This is a genomic window from Streptomyces sp. A0642, from assembly GCF_004795105.1.
Taxonomy (GTDB): Bacteria; Actinomycetota; Actinomycetes; order Streptomycetales; family Streptomycetaceae; genus Streptomyces.
The window spans coordinates 255,487-279,674 of record NZ_SSBL01000006.1; the positions used below are offsets into that span (position 1 = coordinate 255,487).

The window sequence follows — 24,188 nt, forward strand, 5'->3', positions numbered from 1 at the left end:
AGCCCTGCGGGGATTACGCGATCAGGCGTCGGGTCCACCGGGCGAACAGACTTCGCCGCATGCGAGGTTCCGTCGTGAACGGTCCTTGCGGGACACCCAGCGCCTCGAGCCGTGACATGAGCCGAGCCTCTTGCTCTGACGTGACGGCGATCCACAGGGCTGTGCCGGTGTCGCCGGCGCTGAAGATCTCTCGACCCTGTCGCCATGCCTCGGCGTGAATCGTGTAGGGAGCCAAGGCCAGGAGCACGTCGAACTGCGTGTCGTCGCGGATATCGACGTCGATCCCCATGCCGGGATCACCTTTCGCAGGCCGGACGCCCTGGGCCACCTCGTTGGCGGCCATCGACAACACCTGCTCGTACGCGGGCGCCACTTCGCGTGGCCAGGCGATATCACTGTAGGCGTCGACCTGGGCAGACTCGATGCTCTCTCGCAGGACACGAAGCGCCTCACGATGAGCACGCACCACGTCTGCCGCCTCCAGGCCGTCCCGGAGGAACAACTATCTACGTGGTCCATCGGCTGCACTGGTCATGGGCTCAGCCTTTCACGCACCCATGTCGTCCGTGCGAAGGGCCGGCCCGTTCGCGCCGGGCTTGCCGTTGGCAAGCGCCTCGCCGACGGACTGCACTGGCCGCGCGGTGCAAGCGGAACCTCAACCTGGACCGTGCCACAGGGGCGCCGGCGAGCAGCGGCCACGGCGGATTGCTCCGCCAGTACGCGAGCGTGGGAGCGCGCCGGTCCCGGTGCGCAGCGGGCAGTACGTCGGCGACGGGGGAGCGCCGCAGCGTCTCGACGACGACTCAGACCCGGCTCGTGCCGGAGCAAGGACTTCGTGAACCCTCTGGCTCTCGCCGGGTCCGGTCACCCTTAGACGCATGCCAGAGCGCCGGGGCGCGGCAGTCGGTAGCCGCCGAGCCCCGCGCCGGTTACCGGCTGCCGCGGGTCACCCTGGCCGAGGCATCCACCGTGTCCACCACGAGCCAGTACTCCGAGAGGTAGTGGACCTGGTCACCCGCGTAACCGAGCACGTACTGGACGTTCCCGGCCCGGTCCGGCAGGACGTCCTCCAGGACGAACGTTCCGTCCTCGGAGACCGGGACCGGCGGCAGGTCGGCGGCATCCGGCCCGTTCAGCCGCAGGACCGTGATCCGCGGCGGCTCGGTAGGCGCCAGACCGTCCAGATCCAGCCGCCCGGTCACCCTGAACAACCCCCCGGCTACGGCGGGGCCATGGGTCACGCCCACGAACCGTGACGGTGCCAGAGCCTCCCGGGTCTGAATCGTGTGCAGCCAGAACTTCGTGCCCTCCTGATCGGAAGTCACGACGAACAGTTGTTGACCGTCCCCGGAGAATTCCATGCCCCGCGGGACGACGCGGTGGCCCGCGGCCTCGTCCTCGAAGCTGATGCGCAGCGGCTCACGCCCGACGGACGGGTCGGCGAAGGCCAGAGTCAGGTCGGCCGCGTCGCCCGAAGCCGCGCCGCCCTGGGCGAACCACTTGCCGTCGGGACTGAAGGCGACGGCCGTGGGCGCCACGCCCTGCGGCAGCGGGGCGTAGTGGTTCTCGAGAAAGCGGGCGTCCCGGCCGCCGAGCAGGACGGTCCCCCGGGCCCCGTCGGCCACCGCCAGGACGGAGCCGTCCGCGGAGAAGTCGGCGTCCCGGAAGTCCATCCCCTGACCCGTGCCGTCCTCGGCGAACCGGCGCTCGCCCAGGAACTCCAGCAGGTTCCCGTCCGCCCCGTCCGTCACCCGGTAGATCCCCAGGTCGGGGTCGTCGGTCGGGGACCAGCGCTCGGGAGCGGTCACCAGCAGCCCTCCGGGCCCTCCCTCGAGATGGACCGAGGCACTTGTGTACATGACCTCCCCGGCCGTCTCCCCCTCGCTCGTCGCGGCGACACCGACACTGCCTTGCGTGCCGGCGCAGTCCTCGGGCGACGCGGCCGGTCGGCTGGTGAAGAACAGCCGCCCGCCCGTCTGTGCCAGTTCCCGCCCGCAGCCGTCGGCCGGTGCCGTAATCGGGTCGAGTGGGTCCAGAAACCCGCTGGAGTGGGAGTAGCTTGCGATGCGGTCCGACTGCCCGGCATAGACCTTCGACCCGTCCGGCTCCACCGCGACACCGGACAGGGGAGCGGCCATGTGGGCGCTCGCGACGGCGGGCCCGGCGCCCCCGTAGAGCACGCCGACCAGCTCGCCGTCCCGCGACCCGTCCGGATAGACCCGGTCACCGGCGATCCACACACGCCGACTGGCGTCGTCCACCGCCATCTGGGTGAACGATGCGGCCGACAGCTCCACGCCCGGGCCCGATGGCACCACGGACGCCACGGCGGCCGCTGCCGGGGCCGCGGACGCGGTGCCCGGGGCCGCCGTCAGTGCCGACCCGGCCAGCGCACCCGCCACCAGCACGGTCATGAGCCTCCTGGCTCTTCCTAACGTGTTCCTCAACTCTGATCCCACCCCTGATGCCGGCGCGCCACCGCTGACAGGGCGGCGCTGGTGTAGATACGAAAGCGTCATCGGCACACTGAGACAAGCCGTTCACTCGCATCGCCGTGTCGCGGTGGCGGCCGGGGAACACACCACTTCGATCACCTCACCGGATGGCGGGGCACTTGCCACGGCTTCCGTATTCCTGGTGCTGTGACCGACAGGGCCCCCCCGTGATCGGAAGACGGCTCGGGGGACGAGCGCACGCGAAACGGCTGGTATTACTGGGGCATGCAGGAAGACACCGTACGCTCCGCGATCGACACGTTCATCTCCGCGTTCAACGCCACGGACGACACCTATGTAACTGCCCTGCTCTCGCAGGCCCTCACCTCAGACGTGGTCTTCTGGGGACCGTTGGGTCGCAGCGAAGGAATCGCGGCGGTCGAGCGGTTCGTGCTCGACATCCGGCGCCACCCGGCGGGGACCGGCACGATGGTGCGCTGCTCAGCGGTGGACATGCCTGACGAATGGGCCCGGTACCAGTGGGTCTTCACCATGCCTGAGGGAGGCCCCCGCCTGGCGGGAACGGACGTCGTCCATCTGCGACGGAGCCTCATCGACCAGATCATCGTCTTCGCGGGGGAGATCAAGGCGTCCGTCTCCTGAGTCCGAGGCGAGCAGCATCCAAGCGCGCAGCTAGCGCACCGAACTGGTGCTGCCCCGGCGCACGATCTGCTGCGGCCTCTGTCCCTCCGGTCGGTCAGTCTGCGTACACGGACAGGCTCAGCCCACTCGCCTCCAGCGACCGGATCGGACGTCACCGCACATCCAACCGTGGTGACCACCAGCCCGGCGAACCTTACCCTCAGACCACTAGCGACCGCATCGCTATCGAGTCCGAGGCTGCGGTTCTGTCAGGATCACGCCGCAGCCGATCAGACACGGATCATTTCGACGGGTAGTCGATTCACGTGCCCGTGACGAAGTTCGCCCGACGCGTGGCGTGTCGATGCAGATCCCGGGAGGGCGGCGAGGAGCGAGGCGATAGCCTCGGCCACCGACGCGGAACGGGCGGCGTTGCGGTCGGCGAGCACGCTGCGCCGCCGTTTCTGCAACGGCCCGGTCACCACTTCAGCGCCCCGCGAGGGGTAGCAGCCGCGATCGCTGGCCGTCGAACGAATCGGTTCCGGGACACGTATGACGACCCGTGGAAACGAGCCGTCCGATCGGCTTGAGGACGTGGGGCCGGCGCCCTCGGATGGTGCCGGTGCTTCGCTCTCGTCCACCCTGTGCCGAGCGGGGCACAGGTGCTTCCTCTCATCACCGTGGGTATGCGAGCTGACCTCCGCCGCTGAGCACTCACTGGCATGCCCACTCACACCGTGCTCACCAAGGGTGTTTATTGGCCCGCTTTCTGGTTACAGAAGGTAGTTACAGGCGGTCAGTACTCGACGGAAGGCAGGAAAATGGCCCTCGTGAATGTGCTCGTCCTCGTCGTCGTCCTCGTCCCCCTCGTTGTTCTGGCGCTGGCCCCCAGCGTGCCGGCGCGGCGCAATCCCTTCCCGGGTCGCCGGTCCGGCCGGGCTCAGCGCTCCTTCACCGCGGTGCGGCCGAGCGACTTGCCCCGTCAGCAGACGAGCCGTCATCACACCCGCTGACCCGGAGGCGCAATGCGAAACGCCCGGCCCCTTCGTTCCCACGGAGCGGGCCGGGCGTCTTCCCGCTGCCGGCGCCCGAACCGGGACCTGGACGGTAGCGGCCGGAAGAATTGATCCTGGGCACGATGAAGGTTCGGACACTTGCTCCGGACCTGTCGACGTCCTTCAGGTGTACCGACCCGCAGGTTGTTGATGTGGCAACCAGTGACTGGTATCCGAGTGGGGGGTGGCAGCGATGGTTGGTGAGGGAGGCGTCCAGGGCTGCGGTCCCTTCGGTGTCGCTGGTGCAGGGCCGCAGGGAGGCAATCAACGAGGCGGTACGCCAGGCGCTCGGCCGCCTTCGGGCCGAACTCGGACCCGTGTGGAAGATCCATCTCGAGTTCTACGCGCTTCACGAAGACCCGGACCTTGATCGCTACCTGACCGACCCGGCCGGATTCGTTCGCGCCTGACCTCGCCGGGCGCATTCGTCGCGATGGCGCCACCGGTGGCGTATGCCACCGATGGGCCCCGCTCGTTGGCGAGTTGGTGCCGGCCGCCGAGACCGCCCCAGCGAGTTGGCCCCGCCGGGCGGATCACAAGCCGACTGCTCCCCGATCACCAGAACGATCTTGTCTGCGCGCACCCCGACTGCAAGCCCATGCGCCTGACTCGATAACACCCACGAGCGGCGTTGCGCTCCCCTGCAGGTGAGCCGGAGTCGCGGCTGTCCCTGAGCGGGGTGGGTCGCGGAGGGCTGGAGGTGTGCGTACGCCGCGGCCGCTGTGGTCGGGTACGGCGCTTGTGCGGCACGGCGCGGTATTCGGATGCTGGTGGAGTAGGCCGGTCGCTTCCCTCGCCAGGATGCGCCGCCCGCGCTCCGGGGAGAGCCTGGAGGGGCACCGTCTTCCATCCCCTTGGAGAGTCATGATCGTCAAAATGCTGCACGACAAGGGCTTGAAGTCTGAGCACGCCTACGCCGCCGGGTTCGTGTCGATCGGGTTGTCGGTGGCCTCCTGGTTCGGGTCCATGAAGGTCGAGCCGCTCGGTGTGGCTCGCGCTGACCGGTGGGGGATCTTCGTCGGGGAGTGGGCTCCCACGTTCTTCGGGCTCGGGCTGGCCCTGGCCCACTACGAGCATGCCGAGCACGAGGAAACCCTGCACTCGATCTCGCACTAGCCGCTGATGGAGTCGAGCGGCCATGCGCGGGCACTCGTGAGTCATGTCTTCTCACGTGGCAGCATCGTCGATGGTTGTGCTCGCTGAGCGGTGGCAGGGGCCGCCCTGGTTCAAATGGGCGTTCCTCGGGGTGTGGGTGCTGTTCGCGGTCTTCATCCTGTTGAAGCTGCGCAAGAACGGGTGGAAGTTCCCGAAGCGATGACACCCCCTGGCCACAGCCCTGTGCGCCCCCACCGCTTGGTGGGGGCCGCGGTGTGCCGGGGCAGGAGACCGCGGTTCGTCCGGTGCGTCCGTGGGGAGCGTCTCACCTGCGCGCCGCGCCGGCGGGGGCAGCACCGCGGCGCCCCTCTGCTCGGTGGGCGGCACCCACCCGCCGACGCGGGGTGAGCCGTGCCCTGAGGGGTGCCACTGGCGGAGGAAGACCCTCGGCCGGGGGAGTACTCACCGGGTCCTGGGTCGATGTGAGGCAGCCGTGCGGACCCTGCGGCATGGGCTCGAGGAGTTCGCGTTCCTGGTCGATCCTGGGCTGCAGGTTTCAAGCGCCAGATGTGCGGCCGCGCCAAGCTCCCGCCTCGTAGTTGGGTACTTCTCACCGCCGCCGATGACTGCCCTGGTCAGGCAGGACGAAGCCGTCGGACTACGTACTCCGATGGCCAACAGAGGGCAATCACGTTCGTGACAACGAGGTGCCCCGGGCTCACCCAACCATCCACCTTGCGCACACGGCCTGAGCCGCCCTCGCAATGGTGAACTACCCGCGCGTCTCATGGCCGTCGCCACCAAAGAGCTCGCGGAGCCTCTCAACCCGGTTCTTGCTGTTGAGACGATCCTGAGCGGGGCGGCGATCCGCGCTGGTCAGAGCCCATGTCGCGGTGCACGACGACCACGTCACCGACATCAGCTGTGAGTCGACCACGCTCGCCCCGGCGGAGGAGACCGGTGACAGCACCACCTGCACCGGCACCTACACGATCACCGCGGCCGACGGCACGGCCGGCTCCGTGACCAACACCGCAACGGCGACCGGCACGGCGAACGGGGGGACCGTCACCTCACCGGAGACGTACCAGACCGTCCCGGTCGGGCAGCCCCCTCTCACCCTGCACAAGAAGGGCGCCTCCAGCGGCCCGTTCCGGGTCGGCAGCAGGGTCCGGTACGAGTACACGGTCACCAACACCGGCAGCACCCCGCTGCACGACGTGCACGTTGCGGACCACCGCGTCGCCACGGTGACGTGTGACGGGACCACGCTGGCTCCTGGGGCGAGCACCACCTGTCAGGGCACCTATCAGATCACCCGGGCCCGACATCGACCTCTGCCGGCAGGCCGGCACCCGTGGCGGAGGTGGCAAGGGCACCGTCAAGTGCCGGATCACCAACGTGGCCCAGGCCGGCGCCGAGGACAGGCAGGGCGGAGCCATCCGCGGTGGTGGCGCGGTGTCGGAGGCCGCAGTCCGGCCCCGGCGCGCAGAGCCGCGCCACGCGCTCCTCGATGACGCGCGCGACGGCCCGGCAGGACGCCGCGTCGAGCCGCTTGGACGCGAGCCGCCGGCGGGGACCTGGTCCACACGCAGAAGGGGGGCCTTCTCGCCGATGTCCCGCACACCGTCGGTCGGCTGGCAGACGGTCCCGCAGGATCATGCCCTCGCGGCTGGGCACCCGCACTTCGCGTACGGAGGGGAGGGCCACGGCTTCAGGGCCGAGGTGAACCCGTCCCGGCGAGCCTTGCCAGCGCCGCCCACCGCAGTGGAGAGGGTCAGTGCGGCGGCGAAGGCGAAGGGGACCACCGCGCCCGCGGCCAGGGCCGGGGAGCAGCCCCGCTCCACGGGGTGCCGTCGCCCGGGAGACGCGGGCCCCCCGTCCCGGCCTGCGGACCTTGCGGCTTGATGCTCAGCGCTACGAAGGGTTCAAGCCGGGCCCCACGCCCGTCTGCGTACCCTGCCAGAAGGCGCAGTGGTGCGCGTCGTACGCGTCGGAGGCGTGGATCGCCCCGGGGCCGGGCGCGAGCGACAGGACGGGGCCCGTGGTGCGCAGGACCGGCCAGCGTGGAGCGCCGGGTGTGTTCGGGTTCCCGGTGTGGGCGAAAGACGCCCAGTAGTCGATCATGCGGTCGGACAAGGTGCCCTGCGCCTCGGTGAGGGGCTGTTGGGTCGGCACGGAGGAGAAGAGGTAGGGCAGTTCGAAGCCGTGCGCTGCCCCGTAGGGGAGGTCGGCGTGCGCGGGAAGGCCGGTCAGGACAGGGGCGTCCGGGTCGTTGAACTCGTAGCCGTAGAGCGGGAGGCGAGGCGCCTTCGTGGTGATCTCGCGGGCCGCCTGGAGCGTGGTGCATGTCAGGGAGCGGTCGGTCAGCGCCGCGGACCAGGCCAGCGCCGGGGTCGGGTAGCGGGCCGCCGGGTAGTGCGAGGCCACGGCGGCGCCGGCCGGGCCGAAGGTGTCGTCGAGACGGGCGCGGTAGTCCTCCTCCGTCCGGAGGGGGTACGCGGTGAGTGACTGGCCGACGAACATCCGCATCTCGTCGTGATTGGTGCCCTGGAGCAGCGGCACCCGGTGGAAGCGGCCGGAGGCGAGGGCCTCGCCGGGTGCCGTGGGAAGCAGTGAGTTGCCGAAGGCGGGGCGGTTGAAGGACTGCATGAGTTGCGTGGTGGCGAGGTGTTCCGTGCTCTGCTCGCGCAGGCAGGCCAGCACTCGGGCATCGTCGCTCGACGCGCAGCCGAGTTGTGCCGCGGCTCGGGCGCCGTTGTCCTGGACGTCGTGTGCGGGGGCGAAGGGCTCGTACGCCGGTGTTCCGGGGCCGAGGGCGCCGGGCGGGAACGACATGAGGCAGGAACCGCTCTGCAGCACCGCCCTCTGGAAGAGCCCGGCCGCGCGCGGGGAGGTGAGGTGCGCGCAGATGCTCAGGGCGCCCGCGGATTCGCCGAACAGTGTGACGGCGCCGGGGTCGCCGCCGAAGCGCTCCACGTTCGCCCGTACCCAGCGCAAGGCGGCCTGCTGATCGGCGAGGCCGAACGGCGGAGCGGAGCCCAGGGCCCGATGACCGAAGTAGCCGAAGACGCCGAGGCGGTAGTTGACCGTGACGACGAGGGTGTCTCCGCGAACGGCCAGCCGCTCCGCACCGTAGTCGCCGCCGGACCCGCCGAGGAACGCCCCGCCGTGCAACCACACCAGTACCGGGCGCCGTTCGCCGGCGGGCGGACGTGCCGACGGTGCGGTGACGTTGAGATAGAGGCAGTCCTCGGAACCGCTCCCCCCTTCCATGCCGGGCATCGGCATCTGTACGCAGCGCGAGGCGGGGGCCGTGGCGTCCCTCACCCCCCGCCAGGCCGGCGCCGGCGCGGGTTCCTGCCAGCGCAGGCGGCCCGTGGGCGGTGCGGCGTAGGGGATGCCGTCGAAGGTGACGTACGAGCCGTGGGCGGCGCCGCGGATCAGGCCGTGGTCGGTCCGTACGACGGTCTCCGTGCGAACTCCTTCTGCGCGCGGCGGTTCTGCGGCCGCCGTCGTCACGGACACGGCCGTGACCGCGAGCAGAACGGCCACACGCAGCAGGCGGATGCCGTGCGCGCGCCGGCCGACTCGCCTACGCGGGCGTGGTGGTGGGATCGAGGTCATGCGTGCTCCCCTGTCTCGATGGGCCGTCCGGAGGCGGCCGGTGCTCGGTACGCTAGAAGCTCCCGCGCACTGGAGGTTCAAGGGTCTGTGACGCACCGCACATGGAGCATCGGTGAACTCGCCGCCGGGACAGGGATCGCAGTGAAGACCCTGCGTTACTACTCCGACAGCGGTCTGCTGCCGGTGGCGGAGCGCAGCAGCGGGGGTCACCGGCGCTACGGCCCGGAGGCGTGGGAGCGCATCGGGCTGATCAGGCGCTTGCGGGCACTGGACACCCCGATCGCGACCGTCGCGCGGGTGGCGAGCGGGGAGCAGGCCCTCGGTGATTTCGTGGCGACCGAACTCGACGCCGTTGAGGAGCAGCTGACGCAGTTGCGATGGCGGCAGGCCACACTTCGCGCCCTCGACGACTGCGTGGACGGCGAGCGGCTGCGGCGCCTGGAGATTCTCGCCCGGGTGCAGCGGCTTCCGCAGGCGCGGCGGACCCTCACGGATCACTGGTACCGCGAGCTGCCCGCGGAGATGCCGAAGCGGCGGCTCGACCTCATGGTCGCCATGCTGTCGCCCGAGCCCTCGCACGACCCCTCTCCCGCCGCGGCACTGGCCTACGCGGAGATCCACGTCCTGGTGTCCACGCCCGGTTTCACGCGCTGGACGGGGGATCATTCGGAGGAGATGCGGGACGCCCCCGCCTTCTACGGCGAGATAGACGAGGCGGCTGCTCTGACAGCCGCTGCCGTGAGGGCCGGGCTCCCGCCGGGCCCCGGGGAGGCGGTCGACGCGTTCGTGTCCGCCCACGCGCGAGCTCGGAGGGAGTCGGACACCCCCGCCTTCCGTCGCTTCCTGCACGCGTTGGTCTCCAGGTCGTCGGGCTTCGACCCGCGTCTGCGCCGATACTGGGGTCTGCTGGACACCGTCACCGGCGGGCGCTCCCTGAACATGACCGCGGCCCATGCGTGGCTGACCGACGGACTGAGCCTCTCGATCACCGACACCTCGCCTCGCGCATAACGGCTGTCCCGCGATTCCTGGTGGATCAGCGCGCGGGGTCAGATGCGTGCATCGCGAGAGCGGGTGGGGTTCCCTTGAGGAACCTGAGAGGCCGCCTTCCCCAGCCTCTCCTCAAGCATCCGTCAGGGGTCCGATGACATTCGTAACGCGCTTCGACCACGGCGGCATCACCGTCGCTGACCTCGAGACCGTGACGGCGTTCTTCGTCAGCCTCGGTCTGGAGGCCGATCGGAAGACGGCCGTCGAAGGCGAGTTCCTGGACACGGTGACCGGCATGACCGACGCCCGCACCGAGATCGTCATGCTGCGACTGCCCGGCGGAGGTACGACGCTGGAGCTCTCGAGCTTCACGCGGCCGGACCACCTCCCGGGTTCGCCTGCCGCGCCGGCCAACGAGCTCGGCCTGCGCAACGTCGCCTTCGAAGTGCACGACATCCAAGCTGCGGTCGAGCGCGCCGCGGACGACGGCTACGGCCTGGTGGGAGGCATCGGTGAATACGAGGGTGTGTGGCGGATGGCCTATGTCCGCGGGCCCGAAGGCATCATCGTCTCGTTGGCCGAGAGGATCGGGAACTAAGAGATTCCGCGGGGAGAGGACAAGGCGTCATGGTCGGCGGGCTGGCCGTGCGTCCCAGCGTTGGCTGGTCCAGGCTTCGCGGATGAGGCGTCGGGTCACGATGATCGCGGTCATCAACGCGAGCAGTGCGTTGATGATGACCGGTCGACGTTCCGTGCAGGAAAGGGTGAAGTTGAAGCCGCGGCTGTACCAGGAGTTGGTGCGCTCGACGACCCAGCGGCGAGTGTGGTTGATCGGGATCACGACGCCCTTGGGCTGGATCCGCCACTCGTAGCCGAGATCGGTCAGCAGTTTGCGGGTGACCGTGGAGTCGTAGCCCGCGTCAAGGTGCACCGTGATCTGCTCAGGCAGCGCGAGCTCGAAACGCGCGAGCTTCTCTAGCGTCGGGCGCAGCAACGGGGAGTCGTGTCGGTTCGCGCCGGTCACGACACAGCCCAGCGGGATCCCGCGTCCGTCGGTCATCCGCGACCACTTGATCCCGAGTTTTCCTCGGTCAATCGGTGATTTCCCGGCGACCTCGCCACCGCAGGGCGCTTTGGTGATCTGCCCGTCGACGGTGATGTCGGCCAGATCCAGGCCCACGACACGGTCGGAGGTCTCCAGCATGATCTGCTCCAGCCCTGCGAAGACACCGGCCGCGATCCACTCGTTGCGTCGGGTTCTCATCGTGGTTGCCGAGCACGATTGATCGGCGGGCTTCTCGTACGAGCCGCCGAAGACGAGTTTCGCGACGAGCTTGTCGAACACGATCTGGTCCGGGATCCGTGGGTTGTGACAGCCCCACGGATGTGTCTCGAGATGCGGTGGCAGGAGGGCCTCGAACGGGACCCACAAGGGCTCGATTGCCCATGCTTCGACAGCGGGCACCGGTGCTCCGTTTTCAGATGTAGAGAGGTAGGAGTCCCACGTCAAAACGGATGCCGGTGCCCGCGCACATGGGCCTTACGCCCTGCCCGCGAAATCTCTTACCAAACTCAGGAGCAGTCGATGGACGTCAGCTACTGCGGTGACCGCGGGCACGTCCCGCTACGCGTGGCCCTGCTGCTGGCCGAGGTGGCGGGCATCCTACTCACCGCGCCGGCGGGCAGCGCGCAGATCATGCGGTTGCGCGCGACCGCCCGCACGTACCGCCGGACCCACCACAGGGCTGTGAAGGCCGAGGCCAAGGACTCGTCGAAGGCCCGGCGGTAGCCCGGGCTACCGGGAGCCCACCACAGGGCGCGACTTGTAGAAAGACTCCTCCAGGTAGGCGACCTCGTGCGGCTGGTAGGGCTCCTCCAAGTAGGCAGCCTCGTCTTCGTCGAGTTCGACGTTCACCGCGGCGAGTGCGTCGGCAAGCTGGGCCGGCTTGGTGACCCCGACGACGGGCGAGGTCACCGCCGGGTTGCGCATGACCCAGGCCAGGGCGACCTGGGCCGGGGACAGACCCCGCTTGCCCGCGATCTCGTGGACGCGCTCGACCACTGCCTGGTCCCCGTCGCGGTAGAGGATCGTGCCGCCCTCATCGGTCGCGGCACGCGCCGTGGCGGTGTCCCCGACCCGCGTCAGCCTGCCCCGCGCCAGCGGGCTCCACGGAATCACGCCGATGCCCTGGTCGGCGCAGAGCGGGAGCATCTCCCGCTCGGCTTCCCGGTGGATGAGGTTGTAGTGGTCCTGCATCGACACGAACCGGGTCCAGCCGTTCAGGTCAGCCAGATACAGGGCCTTGGCGAACTGCCAGGCATACATGGAAGAGGCCCCGATGTAGCGGACCTTCCCGGACCTGACCGCGTCGTGCAGCGCCTCGAGGGTTTCCTCAATCGGGGTGTCGTAGTCCCAGCGGTGGATCTGGTACAGGTCGATGTAGTCGGTCCCCAGTCGCTTCAGGGAGGCGTCGAGCTCGGCGAAGATCGCCTTGCGGGACAGCCCAGCGCCATTCGGGCCGGGGCGCATCCGCATCCAGACCTTGGTGGAGAGAACGACCTCCTCGCGCCGGGTGAAGTCCCTGACCGCCCGGCCCACGATCTCCTCGCTGCTTCCGGCGCTGTACCCATTGGCCGTATCGAGGAAGTTGACGCCGCTTTCGAGGGCTTGCTTGATGACGTCCCGGCTGGCGTCCGCGCCCAGCGACCAGGGCTCGCCGCCCCGGTCCCGCTCGCCGAAGCTCATGCAACCGAGGGCGATGGCGGAGACTTCCAGTCCGGTCGTTCCGAGTTTGATGTATCGCATGCGCCGAACCTAGGAGTTGGAGTGCGCTCTCACGCAAACTCGGAGGCGTGGCATGTTCCGCTGGTCCGGGCGGCGGTAACGCAGCGCTCGCGAGGGCGCTCCTACCCGCGAAATCTCTAAGGAGACATCATGAGCACGACCGTGACCGACGAACAGATCCGGGCTCTGGCCGCGACCGCGAAGCCCTACAGCCTGGCGATCCTCGAGTGGGGGCCGGAGCGGACCATGGACGGTGCGGACGCCATCGAACTCGAACACCAGCGGCGCATGGTGTCGCTGCGCGCGGAGGGGGTGATCGCTGTCCTGTGCCCGGTCGCCTCCGCCCCGGTGGCCGGCGTCGCGATCATGACCGTGCCGGCCGAGGAAGCGGCGGAGATCATGGCGGGGGACCCCTGTGTGCGAGCGGGAATGATGCGCTGCGAGGTTCACGCGTGCCACGGCTTCCCCGGAGACACCCTCCCCGCATGAACGCCACCGAATCGTGCCGACCCGTGAGTCGTGGCTCCGCGCCGATGCCCGCACCGCCGTCACCACCAGCCGGGAACGGAACTGGGCCGCCCCGCAGCCACGGCCCTGTCGGCCGCGGCGCCTTCCAGACCCGATAGCCGCCCCGCGCACAGCGCCGGGCCCGGCCCCCACCCAGGCCGGGCCCGTCGGTCATCTCCGCCCGTGCCGTCGGTGCGGCTGGGAAGTCGTTCGGATGAACGACGGCGACGAGCAACTGCCGCGCGCGGCTGGGTCTACGGCCACGACCACGATGCCCTCAACCCCGGCCTGCTTCCCCACCAGACGTACCCGGTACTGGTCGGCGGGCCGCTGGACGGGCTCCTCCTCGACATCCTCGGCTGGCGGTCGGAAGACCGGACGAGATGAAGGGAGTGAGGCCGGCGTTGCCGGGATCCGCAGGGTGGCGGATAGCGTGCGGGCATGACGATGACGGGGAAGCGGCGGGTCCTGTACCGGCAGGGCACGGGGTTCTGGCGGATGACGGCGAAGTGGGTTCTGGTCTTCGGGGCCCTGTATCTGTGGGACGGGGGACTGTTCCGATCGTGGGGCGACGCTCTCGTCTGGCCGATGATCGGGATCCTGTTGTGGGTGCCGTTCGGGATCGGCGTCGTCTGGTATCCGAAGAAGGACCAGCGGATCATGTTGACGACGCGTGAACTGCGGGTGCGGCGCAAGCGGCTGGCGATGGAGCAGGTGAATCTGCTGCACGTGGCGCGGCTGTGGCTGGAAGGGCGGTCGACCGCGGACGACCAGCCGGTGCTGGAGTGGATACGGTTTGACCGGGTGGTGTGGGTGCCGTTGCAGGATGGCCGGGCGTTCGGCGTGGAGTTTCGCGATCCGGCCGGCTTCGCCAAGGTCTTCGGCGCCTTCGCGGTGGAGGCGTGTGGCGGGCCGGAGGTCGTCCGCGCCCGAGCCGCGGCGGCCGCCTATCCGGAGCCGCGTCCGATGCGCCCCCGCTCCGGCGACGGGGACTCCTGGCTGGACGTCCTCGACATCTTCAGCTGAGAGCCGGAAGTACGCGGCCTGCGCAACAACGCTCCGTGCGACGGGGCACTTCGTCCCGTGACATCGAACCTGGATCGCTTGCCGTCGAAGTCGGACGACAGGCCGGGGAGTTGAGCGCCCCAGCTGTTCCCTCGGCCCGGATACGCGGAATGATCGGGGTATGGACGTGGCGGATCAACTGGTGCGGTCGGCCGACGCCGGCGACGTGATTTCGGTAGAGCGGCAGCTGGAGCTGGGTGCTGCGGTGGATGCGCCGGGCACGGGCGGGCGTACGGCGCTGGATCTGGCGGCGGGGCGGGGACATGCCGATGTCGTCCGTCTGCTCATTGCCGCGGGAGCCGATCCGGAGCAGCGCGTGGGTGAGTACGCGGAGTCGACACCTCTGTGCCTGGCGGCGATGAGTGGGCACACGGAAGTCGTGGGAGCTCTCCTCGATGCCGGTGCCCGTACCGGAGCACAGGGCAGGAGGGGATGGGTGCCGCTGGTGCTGGCAGCCACGGCCGGCAGCGAGGGGTACCCGGAGACGGTGGATGTGTTGCTGGACCACGGGGCGGATGTCAACGCGGTGATGAAGGGCAAGACCGCCCTCGACTGGGCGGCTGGGTTCGGACGGATACCCATGGTGCGACACCTGCTCAGCCGAGGTGCCACCTCGTCGGCCGAGGCTCTGACCCACACGCGTGAGCACATCGACCGCGATTTCGCAGTGCCGGCAGACAACCGGGCGCATCGCCGCCGTACCGCTCGGGGCGGGCGCCACGACCGGCCCGGAACAGGCCGTCCGGCATCTACCTGAAGCAGGGTGATCCCGACAACCGCCATCGCTTGCAGCGGCTTCTTCGGTAAAACGCACACGTTCCGGCGAACCTGCGGCAGGCAGCGCCGAAACTGCACGGGTTCCGGCAGGAACGCGGATGCTGCATGATCGACCGATGCTGGTCGAACTGGTGAAGGTCGCGAAGTTTCCTTGGAGCCCCTGGCTGGCCCAGGTCCGGACGCCGTTCGGCGGGACAGCGGTCCGCTGGTGCGGTGACCAGGCCGCGAAGCCGGGCCCGTACCACGTTGAGTGGACGGTCGATGAGCGCATCGTCTGGGGTCGGAACGCGCAACCGGCCGTCGGTGTCGGACCGGGAGTCCGGCCGGGTGGGCACTGCGTTGTCCTGCGCGGACGGCTGGACCTCACCGTGGACGGCGCAGCCGTGCTGGACGTGGATGGCTCGCAGATCCTGCTGGACCTTGCTGATCCCCTGCCCGAGGGTGTTGCCGGCACGTGGGTCGAGCTCTTCCTGGAGCGCGAGAAGATCGCTCTCTACCCGTACGGCCTCTGACCGGCGATCAGTCGGTGGGCGCCGCCCAGCCGCCAGCCTCTCGCTGATGACTACGGGCCAAGAACCTAAGGGCTGTCCCGCAATTCCTGGCGGGCGCGCGACGCCAGCTACGGCACCTCGCCGCGTTGTCGAAACGCCCGAATACATCCAGTATGCGGGCGCCTCTCCGCCTTGCGATGCACCGCATCTGACGCCGCGCGCTGATCCACCAGGAATTGCGGGACAGCCCTTAGACCCGTTCCAGCGGGCGGTGGGGTAGGGGCGGGGGCTCGACCTGGATGGCATCGTCGGGGCGGACGGTCCCTCCACAGCGGACCACAGCCATGACGCCACACTTGAATGTGAACTCGCCGGACAGCGGATCTATGGCGAAGACCTCACCGAGCATCCCCTCGCGGAAGTCGTTGATCTTCGAGCACGGGTTACGCAGTCCGGTCACTTCGAGGACCGCCTGCTCCCCGAGGTGGAGCAGGGCGCCGGTGGGCAGCCCCAGCAGGTCCACCCCGCGCGTGGTGATGTTCTCGCCGAGCTGGCCCGCCGAGACCCTGAAGCCCTTGAGCGCGAGTTCGTCGAAGAGTTCCTCGTGCATCAGGTGGACCTGGCGCAGGTTGGGCAGGTCCGGCTCGTAGGTCATGCGGAATTGGTGGCGGATCGTCTCACCTGCGTGAACGTCTCCTTCCACACCGAGCCCCGTGAGCAGCCTGATGGAATCGCGCGTGGGCTTGCTGAACGAGTACGCCTCGTTACAGCTCACTGCGGTCACCTGACCAGGCATCACGCCCTCCACCTTTCGTCGTTCTGCGGCCGGTCGATCATAGAGGCGGTGCAAGTAGCCCACCCCACGGCGGCCTCCCGCCCGGGTGACATCTTCCACCAGGAGGAGCGGCGCCGCGCTGCTCGGCCTGGGCCTTCTCGCCCTGGCGGACTGGATGCTGTGGCAGTTGGCCGGCGCGGACGGTCTGGGTCTGCACCCCCGTCGGCCTGGGTCTTGTCTGGGTGTCCTGGGCGCTGTTCTCGGGAGCTCCGTCCCGCCCACGTACTTCCGGCAGATCGAGGACGGCATCGCACGCGGCGCCTCCCGCGACCAGTGCTGGCTCGTGGCGTTCGGGCTCGTTCTGACTCCGGTGTGGCTGTACGTGGAGGCAGGGCGGCTGTGCACCCTCTACCCGGCCGACGAGCGGTGCTGACCGGGTGCCGGAGCGGCCGGGGCGTGCGTCGGTCGCGTGTCCGGCATCATCGTCTGGGAAGCATGGAGCACCGCACCCGGCTGATCGTCCCCGAGACCCCCGTGGGATTCATCCCGCCTTTCGGTGCGCCCCGCCGAGGGGCGGTCCTGCGGGCGGTCCGCGCGGGCACAGCCCTCGCATAAGCGTCGAACATCGAGGAGCGGCCGGGGGCGTGGCCGCACGGCTGCGGCGGCGCGGCCGGGTTCATTTGCGCGGGGGCCGTCCGGCCCGAGGCGCGCCGGTCCTCGTCCCTACGACGGGTCCCGGCTCTCCGCGGACCGTCACGAGATCGTTTCGCGCACCGGGTCCGGTGCTGTCCGTTCAGGCGTCCAGGACGTGAGGATGCGCAGGGCGTCGTGCGAGGCGCTGCCGGGTTCGGCGGTGAGGACCATCAGCCGCTGACCGGAGTCGTCGGAGCCGGCCCAGGTGTCGCAGTCGAGGGTGAGGCCGCCGACGAGGGGGTGGTGGTACTGCTTGGTTCCGTGGGTCGCGCTGGTGACGTGGTGTTCGGCCCACCAGGTGCGGAATTCGGGGTCGAGGGCCGTCAGCTCGGTGACGAGGCACCTGAGTTCGGGATCGTCGGGGTCGGCTGCCGCCTCCATCCGCAGGGCGGCGACGGCCTCGCGGGCATCGTGCTTCCAGTCGCGGTGCAGCCCTCGCATGACGGAGTCGGCGAACAGCAGTCTCACGTAGTTGCGCCGGCCGGCGGGGACCTCGGCGAAGTCGGTGTAGAGAGCCACGGCGGCAGGGTTCCAGGCGAGGATGTCCAGGCGCTTGCCAAGGACCAGCGCGGGTGTGTGGGTGAGCTGGTCGAGCAGCCGCCGCATGGCGGGCCGTACCCGCTGTGCGGGCCGGCGGCGGCGGGGCAACGCGTCGCTCCGGCCTGCCAGTTCGTAGAGGTAGCGCTGCTGGTCCCCGTCCAGGCGCAGGGCACGGGCCAGAGTGGCGAGCACGGGCGCGGAGGCCCGGACGCGGCCCTGCTCGAGCCGGGTGTAGTAGTCGACGCTGATCACCGCGAGCCGGGCGGCTTCCTCGCGGCGCAGCCCCGCGACCCTGCGCGAGGAGGCAGTCTCGGGCAGACCACATTCCTTCGGTGTCAGCTGTGCCCGGCGCGACTTGAGGAAGTCACCCAGCGCCCGGGAGTCCGCGTGTGAGGCCATGACGTCCATTCTCCCGTGGGCCGAAATCTGCCAGCTCTGCGGTGGTTCCCGGGGGTGGGCGGGGGTCGGTCGCGTGGCCCCGCCCCCCGCCCGTGGCGGGTCAGCGAACGGTGGCGCGGGCGGCCTGCTCGATGATGTCGGCGACGAGGTGGGGGCGCGAGACGGCGACGGAGTGGGAGGCCGCGACCTCGGTGGTGTGGGCGTGGGCGCGCTTGGCCATGAAGCGCTGGACGGCCGCGGGGATGTTGAGGTCGCGGGTGGTGATGATGTCCCAGCTGGGCTTGGTCCTCCAGGCGGCCGTGGTGGCCTTCTCCTCGAGCGCGGACTGGGCGACGGGCCGCTGCTCCGCGGCCATGAGAGCGGCCTGCTGCGCGGGCACGTCGGCGGCGAACTGGTGGCGGAACTTGTCCTGCTGGATGTACAGATCGGTGGCGGTGGAGCCGTCGCCCTGCTGGTAGGTGACGGGGTCGAGCGCGTCGGGGAGGGTCGAGCCGGGGAACTTGCCGGTGAGTTCCAGGGCGGTCTCGCCGGGGGCCGGGAGGAAGGCCGCGACGTAGACCAGGGCCTTGACCTGCGGGTCGTCGGTGGCGGCCTGACTGATGACGTTTCCGCCGTAGGAGTGGCCCACGAGGATCTTGGGGCCCTCCACATGGTCCAGGACCGTGCGCAGGGCGGCGGCGTCTGTTGCGGGACCGCGCAGCGGGTTGGCTGCGGCGACGACGGGGTATCCGTCGGCGCGCAGTTCGTCGATGACGCCGTTCCAGCTTGAGCCGTCGGCGAAGGCGCCGTGCTCCAGGATGATGGTGGGCTTCGGGTGCCGGTCGGCCTCGGGGGACGAGGTCGCTCCGTTGGCGTTCCCGCTCAGGGCGAACGCGCCGAGCGCCAGGCCCGCCGTGATCGTCGCGACCGTACCTGTGACCAGTCGCCTGCGCCCACTCTTGTTGCTCACCACGGCATTTCCCTCTCAGGCATTTCGACAGCGGGCGGTGTGCCGGCCTCGCCGAGACAATGTCACCACCCTGAACGGTGACGAATCTGTCATGTTGCACCGTCACCTGTCAAGCCGGTGACGTCTCTTCGTGGCATATCGTCGGTGCACACGGACTCGCGTCGCACGACCTGCGTCGCACGGACTCGCGTCGGCCTACAGGCACGAAAAGCTTCGCGCGGGCCCGATTCGCGCTTGCGGAGGCGCCCAGAAGGCCCCCGACCAGGGGGCGGGCGGCGCACAGCCGGGCCGAGTCCGCGACCAGGGGGCGGGCGGCGCAGTCGGCAGGGGAGCGGAAGCGCACGGACCCGTGGGGGAGCCGTGGGTCGGGCCAAGGGTGCGCGCGTCCTGGGCGGGCCGGTCAGCGGGCCGCGCGGCCTTGAAAGAGGCCCGCAGCCGGGGGAGCAGTGCTCCTCCCGGCCGCGGGCGTGAGGTCCGGCGCATGTGTGCCCCCCGGCAGCGGTTCGGGGGGCGGGGTGCCCGGATCCGGACCGGTGCCGTCGTCACCGCACCGGCTGCTCCGTGGAGTCCGCCTTCGCCCAGGGATCCCGGACGATGATGTCGGCCAGGGCCGCCGAACAGCCCGCGAGCAGCCTCTCCCCCTTCTCGGGACTCGCGACCCGGGCGTCACCCGCCACACCGGACGGAGTGATCCGGTCGAAGGGGACGGCCATGTACACCGGTTCGGGGGATTCGGCGGGCAGTGTGATCCGAGGCCCATGGGCGCGGGGAAGGTGTTCGGCGTGGACGAGCTCGGGGAAAACGGCCATCATCATGGATGTCTCCCCCTCGCAGGCGTGCATGAGGCCGTCCTGGGTCTCCAATGTGTCGCGCACCGCCTCCCGGCCCGCACCGAAGTAGCTGGCGAAGGCGATCGGTGCCGTCAGTTCCGCGGTCAGCTCGGTGGTGACGGCGTTGAGGGCGGTCATGTTCCCCCCGTGCCCATTGACGATCAGGATGCGTGAGAAACCCGCACGGATCACGGAGCGGCAGATGTCCCGCAGCAGGGCGTGCAGCGTGGGCAGCCCCACCGTGAGGGTGCCGCCGAAGGCCATGTGGTGCTCGGACAGCCCGATCGGCACCGACGGCGTCACCACCACGCCCGTGTGTTCCGAGGCCAGCACCGCCGCCCGCCGGCACACCTCCGAGGCCAGGAAGTCGTCCACGCCGGTCGGCAGGTGGGGGCCGTGCTGTTCGGTGGCACCCACGGGCAGCAGGACCACCGCGTCTTGTGCCGCCAGGGCACGCAGCTCGGTGGCGGTCAGACGCTTCCACTGGACTTGGTTCATCGGGGACTCCTCCTCGGAGCATCCGGCCCGCAGAGCGGGTCAGTACGTGGGTCTCGGCGCGGGGCTCAGAAGTGATCGACGTCGACCACTGCCTGGGCGAACGTCGTGGGCGCCTCCTGCGGCAGGTTGTGACCGATGTTCGTGATGGTGCGGTGCTCGTAGGGGCCCGTGAAGTGGTGGCGGTAACCGGCGCCCTGATCGGGCGGGGTGAACGGGTCGAGCGCCGCGTCCAGGGTGAGGGTGGGGACGTCGATCTCGGGCTGGGCCGCCAGCAGCTTCTCGTAGCGGTCGTAGCGCCGCTCGCCCTGGACGAGGCCGATCCGCCAGCGGTAGTTGAACAGGACGATGGAGGCGTAGTCCGGGTTCTTGAAGGCCTCGGCGGTGCGCGCGAACGTCTCGTCGGAGAAGTTCCAGTTGGGGGAGACGAGAGTCCACACGTAACGGCAGAGGTCGATGCGCTTGTCGACGTCCTCCATGGCCTTCTTGCCGCGCTCGCTGGCGAAGTACCACTGGTACCACCAGTTGTGCTCGACGGCCGGAGCGGCGGGTTCCAGCTGCGCCTTCACCTTGGTGATGAGGTACCCGCTGGTGGACACGAGGGACGTGACGCGCTCGGGCCACAGGGCGGCGATGATGTCGGCGGTACGTGAGCCCCAGTCGAAGCCTGCGAAGAGGGCCTTGTCGATCTTGAGGGCGTCCATCAGGGCGATGATGTCGAGCGCGACGGCGGACTGCTCCGCGGTACGGGGGGTGTGGCGGGACAGGAACGTGGTGCTGCCGTGTCCGCGCAGGTAGGGGACGATGACGCGGTAGCCCTGGTCGGCGAGGAGCGGGGCGACGTCGACGAAGCTGTGGATGTCGTACGGCCAGCCGTGCAGAAGCATGACGACGGGTCCGTGGGCGGGGCCGGCCTCGGCGTAACCGACGTCGAGGAGCCCGGCCTTGACCTGCTTGAGTTTGCTGAATCCGGTGTGGGTGCCGGGGGTGATGGCTGGGACCGTGGGCGCCTGAGCGGTGCCCGCTGTGCGCGAGGCGTTTGACGCGAACGCCTCGCCGCCCAGGCCGGACAGCGAGACCGCGGCCGCCCCCGTGCCGAGGCCGACGGCCTTGCTGAACGTACGCCTGTTGATCATGGGAATTCCTCCGTCGTGCGTATCCGGTGACCGGCTTGCGCCAGGGAAACCTCTCGTCCGCACCGGTGGTGCGACATCGCCGTGGCGCCTCGGCGCGATGACCCTCGCACACGGTGCGTCACCTGTCAAAGAGGTGACGTGCGTGTCCGGTGGAGGGGACAGGTTCGTGAACGTGTCTTCAGCGGTGTCGGTGCGACGTCATGTCCGAACCGACGCCACCCACTCTGGGCCGTGGCGAAACGAGACACATCAGTCATATGACGGTTCGCAGGAGGGAGTCACAGGCACGCTGGACGGACACATGTGCCCGCCGCCCGTATCGCGCCACCCGACTCCGCCTTCGGGTGACCGCTCGCGCACCTGCGGCAGGAGGAGCCCATGCGCTCCGCGCTCCCCGCCCTTGGGTCATCCGACTCAGGAACCGACCGTGTGCGTCACCCCTCCGTTCGTCGCGCGGCCCGAACCGGGCGGGCCCGCGCCGCACTCGGGGTGAGCGGAGTGGTCGTGCACCCGATGTCCGCCCGCCTGGAAGACGGGGCGCGGCAGGAACGCCGGATTGGGAGCCGAAGCCGCAGGGGGTGCCACGGGGGAGGTCGAACCGATGCCGTACAGAAACGTGTCGACCACTCCGGCGGCCACCCGCCCCGGGCTCGGATGCGACCGATGAGGTGACGCCGGCGTCATGAGTTCGACCAGCAGGGCTGCTGCCCATCCTTGGGGGGTCCGGGGCGTAGGAGGCCTTCGCCGGTGGCGCGTTCGAGGAAGGTGTCGACCTCGGTGATGTAGGCGTCGCGGCGTTGGCGGATGGTGTCGTCGGTGAGCATGCGGGTGAGGTCGACCGGCCAGGTGCGGTTGACGGTGATGATGTTTTCGACGTAGCGGTGCAGGGCGACGGCCACGGGTGCTTCGCGCAGGCGTGCGTCCTCGATGGCGGTTTCGATGGCCGAGAGCCGGGATTCGTGGATGGCGGCGAGGAGTTCCTCGCGGGAGTCGAAGCGCCGGTGGACGGTGCGCCGGTCCACGCCCGCCTCGGCGGCGATGCTCGCAATGCTCGCGGCCGGATCGGCGGCGAGCATGCGCGCCCCGGTCGTCAGGACGGCTTCCAGGTTTCGTGCAGCGTCGGCTCTCATGACTTAAAGGTAACGCTGCAGTAGAGGATGATGGCATCTATGACATCCTTACGTGCTCTTAACTCATAGAAGTGCTACATTGAAGTGACAGTTAGAAGCCCCAGGCGGACCAAGGCACCGGAAAAGAGAGACGAACATGATCACCTACGACCGGCTTTTCATCGGGGGTTCCTGGACCGAGCCGAGCGACCCCGAGCTGCTCGACATCGCTTCGCCGCACGACCGGTCGGTGGTCGCCCGCGCCGCTCAGGCCCGGCCCGCTGACATCGACCGCGCGGTCACCGCGGCCCGGACGTCCTTCGAGTCCGGTGAGTGGCGGCTGACCCCGCCCGCCGAGCGGATCGAGGCCCTGCGCCGGTTCAACGCCCTGAGGGAGGCCCACGCGGAGAAGATCGCCCACCTCATCTCTCTGGAGAACGGCTCGGCAGGCTGGTTCACCCGTGCCGGACAGCCTGGCCTGACCCGCCAGGCGAACGCTTACCTCAAGGCGGCCGAGGAGTTCGCCTGGGAGGAGACACTCGCGCCCTCCGACCCCGCATCCCGGGTGCGCAGCGTCGTGCGCCGCGAGGCGGTCGGCGTCGTGGCCGCGGTGATTCCGTGGAACTCGCCGTTCTCCTCGGCCACGTCGAAGATCATCCCTGCCCTGGTCGCCGGCAACTCCGTGGTACTCAAGGTGTCCCCGGAGAACTCGCTGAGCATGGGCTTCCTGGCCGATCTGCTGGAGCAGGTGGGTTTGCCGGAGGGTGTGATCAGCGTGCTGCCCGCCGACCGGGAGACCAGCGAGTACCTGGTCTCGCACCCCGGAGTCGACAAGATCGCCTTCACCGGCTCGACGCGCGCCGGGCGCCGCATCGCCTCGATCGCGGGGGAGCAGCTCAAGCGGGTCAGCCTGGAGCTGGGCGGCAAGTCCGCCGTGATCATCCTTCCGGACGCCGACATCGAGAAGGCGGTGGCGGGCGTGAAGTTCGGCTCGCTCCTCAACAACGGTGAGTCGTGCATCGCCCAGACGAGGATCCTCGCGCCGCGCAGCCGGTACGAGGAGGTCGTGGCGGGTCTGAAGGAGCTGGTGGAATCGCTCAAGGTCGGCGACCCCAACGACCCCGACACCTTCATCGGCCCGATGATCCGCCCTGACCAGCAGGAGAGGGTGCGCAGCTACATCAGGCTCGGCATCGAGGAGGGCGCCCGCCTGGTCACCGGTGGCCCCGAGGTCCCCGAGGGCCTGGAGAAGGGCAACTACGTCACCCCCACCCTCTTCGCCGACGTCGACAACTCCATGCGCATCGCGCAGGAGGAGGTCTTCGGCCCGGTGCTGGTCGTCATCGCCTACGACGACGAGGACGACGCCGTCCGTATCGCCAACGACTCCGAGTACGGCCTCTCCGGTGGTGTCTGGTCCTCCGACGAGACACATGCGCTCGCCGTCGCCCGCCGCATCCGCACCGGAACCATCACGGTCAACGGCGCCTCCGTCGCCTTCGACGGCCCGTTCGGTGGCTTCAAGGCCAGCGGCATCGGTCGCGAGTACGGCGCGGTGGGCCTCGGCACGTACACCGAGTACAAGACCATCACCCTCTGACCCCGGCCCTGCGGTACGGCCGCAGCAGAGACGCCGTCGGCGGCAGAGGGCCCGGCCACCTGCCGCCGACGGCATCTCCCGGCTGTCCGTCGCCCGCGTCACTCCCGAGCAGGGTGAGGGGGCAGGCGGCCCGCACGAGCAACCCGCGAAGACCGGAAAGTGACCGAAGACGGGTTCGCCCGGATCGGCGTGC

At 69.6% G+C, this 24,188-nt stretch carries 24 protein-coding genes and 1 pseudogene; 14 read left to right on the forward strand and 11 right to left on the reverse strand.

Features of this window, described 5'->3' with window-relative positions; genetic code table 11:
• Positions 1 to 13 precede the first annotated feature (13 nt).
• Both E6R60_RS14805 and E6R60_RS14815 read right to left on the reverse strand, forming a co-directional pair.
• On the reverse strand, positions 14 to 502 hold the full coding sequence (locus E6R60_RS14805) for a hypothetical protein (protein ID WP_136327009.1): 489 nt from the start codon (positions 500 to 502) through the stop codon (positions 14 to 16).
• A gap of 427 nt (positions 503 to 929) precedes the next feature.
• Positions 930 to 2,414, reverse strand: a complete 1,485-nt coding sequence (locus tag E6R60_RS14815) for a WD40 repeat domain-containing protein (RefSeq protein WP_240802561.1) — start codon at positions 2,412 to 2,414, stop codon at positions 930 to 932.
• A 306-nt stretch (positions 2,415 to 2,720) separates the two neighbouring features.
• Here E6R60_RS14815 and E6R60_RS14820 point away from each other — a divergent pair, with 306 nt between their 5' ends.
• From E6R60_RS14820 to E6R60_RS37805, 5 genes are all read left to right on the forward strand, one after another.
• Positions 2,721 to 3,098, forward strand: a complete 378-nt coding sequence (locus E6R60_RS14820; RefSeq protein WP_136327011.1) for a nuclear transport factor 2 family protein — start codon at positions 2,721 to 2,723, stop codon at positions 3,096 to 3,098.
• Between the two features lie 800 nt (positions 3,099 to 3,898).
• The gene (locus E6R60_RS14825) at positions 3,899 to 4,090 is read left to right on the forward strand and encodes a hypothetical protein (RefSeq protein ID WP_136327012.1); all 192 of its coding nucleotides are present in this window, start codon (positions 3,899 to 3,901) and stop codon (positions 4,088 to 4,090) included.
• A gap of 275 nt (positions 4,091 to 4,365) precedes the next feature.
• Positions 4,366 to 4,542, forward strand: a complete 177-nt coding sequence (locus E6R60_RS36710; protein ID WP_168713595.1) for a hypothetical protein — start codon at positions 4,366 to 4,368, stop codon at positions 4,540 to 4,542.
• Positions 4,543 to 4,996: 454 nt separating this feature from the next.
• A complete protein-coding gene (locus E6R60_RS14830) occupies positions 4,997 to 5,248 on the forward strand; it encodes a hypothetical protein (protein ID WP_136327013.1) in 252 nt (83 codons plus the stop codon).
• A gap of 70 nt (positions 5,249 to 5,318) precedes the next feature.
• Positions 5,319 to 5,450 (forward strand): hypothetical protein, encoded by a 132-nt coding sequence (locus tag E6R60_RS37805; protein ID WP_276613960.1) that lies wholly within the window; start codon positions 5,319 to 5,321, stop codon positions 5,448 to 5,450.
• Positions 5,451 to 7,144: 1,694 nt separating this feature from the next.
• Here E6R60_RS37805 and E6R60_RS14840 read toward each other — a convergent pair.
• Positions 7,145 to 8,854 (reverse strand): carboxylesterase family protein, encoded by a 1,710-nt coding sequence (locus E6R60_RS14840; RefSeq protein ID WP_136327015.1) that lies wholly within the window; start codon positions 8,852 to 8,854, stop codon positions 7,145 to 7,147.
• A gap of 87 nt (positions 8,855 to 8,941) precedes the next feature.
• On the opposite strand from E6R60_RS14840, the gene E6R60_RS14845 reads away from it, so the two are divergent.
• Together E6R60_RS14845 and E6R60_RS14850 are read left to right on the forward strand one after the other, a co-directional pair.
• On the forward strand, positions 8,942 to 9,865 hold the full coding sequence (locus tag E6R60_RS14845; protein WP_168713607.1) for a MerR family transcriptional regulator: 924 nt from the start codon (positions 8,942 to 8,944) through the stop codon (positions 9,863 to 9,865).
• A gap of 133 nt (positions 9,866 to 9,998) precedes the next feature.
• Positions 9,999 to 10,442 carry a VOC family protein gene (locus E6R60_RS14850; RefSeq protein ID WP_136327017.1) on the forward strand — a complete coding sequence of 148 codons (444 nt, stop codon included), beginning with the start codon at positions 9,999 to 10,001 and terminating at the stop codon, positions 10,440 to 10,442.
• Positions 10,443 to 10,469: 27 nt separating this feature from the next.
• Here E6R60_RS14850 and E6R60_RS14855 read toward each other — a convergent pair whose 3' ends face one another.
• Positions 10,470 to 11,309 (reverse strand): IS5 family transposase, encoded by an 840-nt coding sequence (locus tag E6R60_RS14855; protein ID WP_136327018.1) that lies wholly within the window; start codon positions 11,307 to 11,309, stop codon positions 10,470 to 10,472.
• Between the two features lie 120 nt (positions 11,310 to 11,429).
• Here E6R60_RS14855 and E6R60_RS14860 point away from each other — a divergent pair, with 120 nt between their 5' ends.
• On the forward strand, positions 11,430 to 11,633 hold the full coding sequence (locus E6R60_RS14860) for a hypothetical protein (RefSeq protein ID WP_136327019.1): 204 nt from the start codon (positions 11,430 to 11,432) through the stop codon (positions 11,631 to 11,633).
• A 6-nt stretch (positions 11,634 to 11,639) separates the two neighbouring features.
• Here E6R60_RS14860 and E6R60_RS14865 read toward each other — a convergent pair whose 3' ends face one another.
• Positions 11,640 to 12,650 carry an aldo/keto reductase gene (locus tag E6R60_RS14865; protein WP_136327020.1) on the reverse strand — a complete coding sequence of 337 codons (1,011 nt, stop codon included), beginning with the start codon at positions 12,648 to 12,650 and terminating at the stop codon, positions 11,640 to 11,642.
• 129 nt (positions 12,651 to 12,779) lie between these two features.
• Between E6R60_RS14865 and E6R60_RS14870 the strand changes: the two genes are divergently transcribed.
• From E6R60_RS14870 to E6R60_RS14890, 4 genes are all read left to right on the forward strand, one after another.
• A complete protein-coding gene (locus E6R60_RS14870) occupies positions 12,780 to 13,118 on the forward strand; it encodes a hypothetical protein (protein ID WP_136327021.1) in 339 nt (112 codons plus the stop codon).
• A gap of 459 nt (positions 13,119 to 13,577) precedes the next feature.
• Positions 13,578 to 14,162 (forward strand): hypothetical protein, encoded by a 585-nt coding sequence (locus tag E6R60_RS14880; protein WP_136327022.1) that lies wholly within the window; start codon positions 13,578 to 13,580, stop codon positions 14,160 to 14,162.
• 160 nt (positions 14,163 to 14,322) lie between these two features.
• Positions 14,323 to 14,958, forward strand: a complete 636-nt coding sequence (locus E6R60_RS14885) for an ankyrin repeat domain-containing protein (protein WP_136327023.1) — start codon at positions 14,323 to 14,325, stop codon at positions 14,956 to 14,958.
• Between the two features lie 118 nt (positions 14,959 to 15,076).
• Positions 15,077 to 15,490, forward strand: a complete 414-nt coding sequence (locus E6R60_RS14890; RefSeq protein ID WP_136327024.1) for a hypothetical protein — start codon at positions 15,077 to 15,079, stop codon at positions 15,488 to 15,490.
• A gap of 229 nt (positions 15,491 to 15,719) precedes the next feature.
• Here the strand turns inward: E6R60_RS14890 and E6R60_RS14895 are convergent, their stop codons facing one another.
• Positions 15,720 to 16,265 (reverse strand): MOSC domain-containing protein, encoded by a 546-nt coding sequence (locus tag E6R60_RS14895; protein WP_136327025.1) that lies wholly within the window; start codon positions 16,263 to 16,265, stop codon positions 15,720 to 15,722.
• 85 nt (positions 16,266 to 16,350) lie between these two features.
• On the opposite strand from E6R60_RS14895, the gene E6R60_RS14900 reads away from it, so the two are divergent.
• Entirely contained in the window at positions 16,351 to 16,677 is a 327-nt protein-coding gene (locus tag E6R60_RS14900; RefSeq protein ID WP_136327026.1) for a Bax inhibitor-1/YccA family protein, read from the forward strand.
• A gap of 320 nt (positions 16,678 to 16,997) precedes the next feature.
• On the opposite strand, the gene E6R60_RS14905 is transcribed toward E6R60_RS14900, so the two are convergent.
• From E6R60_RS14905 to E6R60_RS37380, 5 genes and pseudogenes are all read right to left on the reverse strand, one after another.
• A complete protein-coding gene (locus E6R60_RS14905; protein WP_136327027.1) occupies positions 16,998 to 17,876 on the reverse strand; it encodes a helix-turn-helix transcriptional regulator in 879 nt (292 codons plus the stop codon).
• A gap of 100 nt (positions 17,877 to 17,976) precedes the next feature.
• Positions 17,977 to 18,828, reverse strand: a complete 852-nt coding sequence (locus E6R60_RS14910) for an alpha/beta hydrolase (protein ID WP_136327028.1) — start codon at positions 18,826 to 18,828, stop codon at positions 17,977 to 17,979.
• Positions 18,829 to 19,367: 539 nt separating this feature from the next.
• On the reverse strand, positions 19,368 to 20,153 hold the full coding sequence (locus tag E6R60_RS14915) for a creatininase family protein (protein ID WP_136327029.1): 786 nt from the start codon (positions 20,151 to 20,153) through the stop codon (positions 19,368 to 19,370).
• 65 nt (positions 20,154 to 20,218) lie between these two features.
• Positions 20,219 to 21,286: an alpha/beta hydrolase gene (locus tag E6R60_RS14920; protein WP_136327030.1), complete on the reverse strand. Its 1,068-nt coding sequence runs from the start codon at positions 21,284 to 21,286 to the stop codon at positions 20,219 to 20,221.
• 681 nt (positions 21,287 to 21,967) lie between these two features.
• A pseudogene (locus E6R60_RS37380) lies at positions 21,968 to 22,362 on the reverse strand (TetR family transcriptional regulator); the annotation flags it as partial.
• Between the two features lie 190 nt (positions 22,363 to 22,552).
• Between E6R60_RS37380 and E6R60_RS14930 the strand changes: the two are divergent.
• Complete coding sequence (locus E6R60_RS14930; protein ID WP_136327031.1) at positions 22,553 to 23,995, forward strand: aldehyde dehydrogenase; 1,443 nt, start codon at positions 22,553 to 22,555, stop codon at positions 23,993 to 23,995.
• The last annotated feature ends 193 nt before the right edge of the window (positions 23,996 to 24,188 follow it).

What these genes read in the sequence shown, in the direction of transcription:
- E6R60_RS14815 (WP_240802561.1), bottom strand. Translation starts at nt 2,414, where the DNA reads ATGACCGTGCTGGTGGCGGGTGCGCTGGCCGGGTCGGCACTGACGGCG.
- E6R60_RS14820 (WP_136327011.1), top strand. Translation starts at nt 2,721, where the DNA reads ATGCAGGAAGACACCGTACGCTCCGCGATCGACACGTTCATCTCCGCG.
- E6R60_RS14825 (WP_136327012.1), top strand. Translation starts at nt 3,899, where the DNA reads ATGGCCCTCGTGAATGTGCTCGTCCTCGTCGTCGTCCTCGTCCCCCTC.
- E6R60_RS14830 (WP_136327013.1), top strand. Translation starts at nt 4,997, where the DNA reads ATGATCGTCAAAATGCTGCACGACAAGGGCTTGAAGTCTGAGCACGCC.
- E6R60_RS37805 (WP_276613960.1), top strand. Translation starts at nt 5,319, where the DNA reads ATGGTTGTGCTCGCTGAGCGGTGGCAGGGGCCGCCCTGGTTCAAATGG.
- E6R60_RS14840 (WP_136327015.1), bottom strand. Translation starts at nt 8,854, where the DNA reads ATGACCTCGATCCCACCACCACGCCCGCGTAGGCGAGTCGGCCGGCGC.
- E6R60_RS14850 (WP_136327017.1), top strand. Translation starts at nt 9,999, where the DNA reads ATGACATTCGTAACGCGCTTCGACCACGGCGGCATCACCGTCGCTGAC.
- E6R60_RS14860 (WP_136327019.1), top strand. Translation starts at nt 11,430, where the DNA reads ATGGACGTCAGCTACTGCGGTGACCGCGGGCACGTCCCGCTACGCGTG.
- E6R60_RS14865 (WP_136327020.1), bottom strand. Translation starts at nt 12,650, where the DNA reads ATGCGATACATCAAACTCGGAACGACCGGACTGGAAGTCTCCGCCATC.
- E6R60_RS14870 (WP_136327021.1), top strand. Translation starts at nt 12,780, where the DNA reads ATGAGCACGACCGTGACCGACGAACAGATCCGGGCTCTGGCCGCGACC.
- E6R60_RS14880 (WP_136327022.1), top strand. Translation starts at nt 13,578, where the DNA reads ATGACGATGACGGGGAAGCGGCGGGTCCTGTACCGGCAGGGCACGGGG.
- E6R60_RS14885 (WP_136327023.1), top strand. Translation starts at nt 14,323, where the DNA reads ATGGACGTGGCGGATCAACTGGTGCGGTCGGCCGACGCCGGCGACGTG.
- E6R60_RS14890 (WP_136327024.1), top strand. Translation starts at nt 15,077, where the DNA reads ATGCTGCATGATCGACCGATGCTGGTCGAACTGGTGAAGGTCGCGAAG.
- E6R60_RS14895 (WP_136327025.1), bottom strand. Translation starts at nt 16,265, where the DNA reads ATGCCTGGTCAGGTGACCGCAGTGAGCTGTAACGAGGCGTACTCGTTC.
- E6R60_RS14905 (WP_136327027.1), bottom strand. Translation starts at nt 17,876, where the DNA reads ATGGCCTCACACGCGGACTCCCGGGCGCTGGGTGACTTCCTCAAGTCG.
- E6R60_RS14915 (WP_136327029.1), bottom strand. Translation starts at nt 20,153, where the DNA reads ATGAACCAAGTCCAGTGGAAGCGTCTGACCGCCACCGAGCTGCGTGCC.
- E6R60_RS14920 (WP_136327030.1), bottom strand. Translation starts at nt 21,286, where the DNA reads ATGATCAACAGGCGTACGTTCAGCAAGGCCGTCGGCCTCGGCACGGGG.
- E6R60_RS14930 (WP_136327031.1), top strand. Translation starts at nt 22,553, where the DNA reads ATGATCACCTACGACCGGCTTTTCATCGGGGGTTCCTGGACCGAGCCG.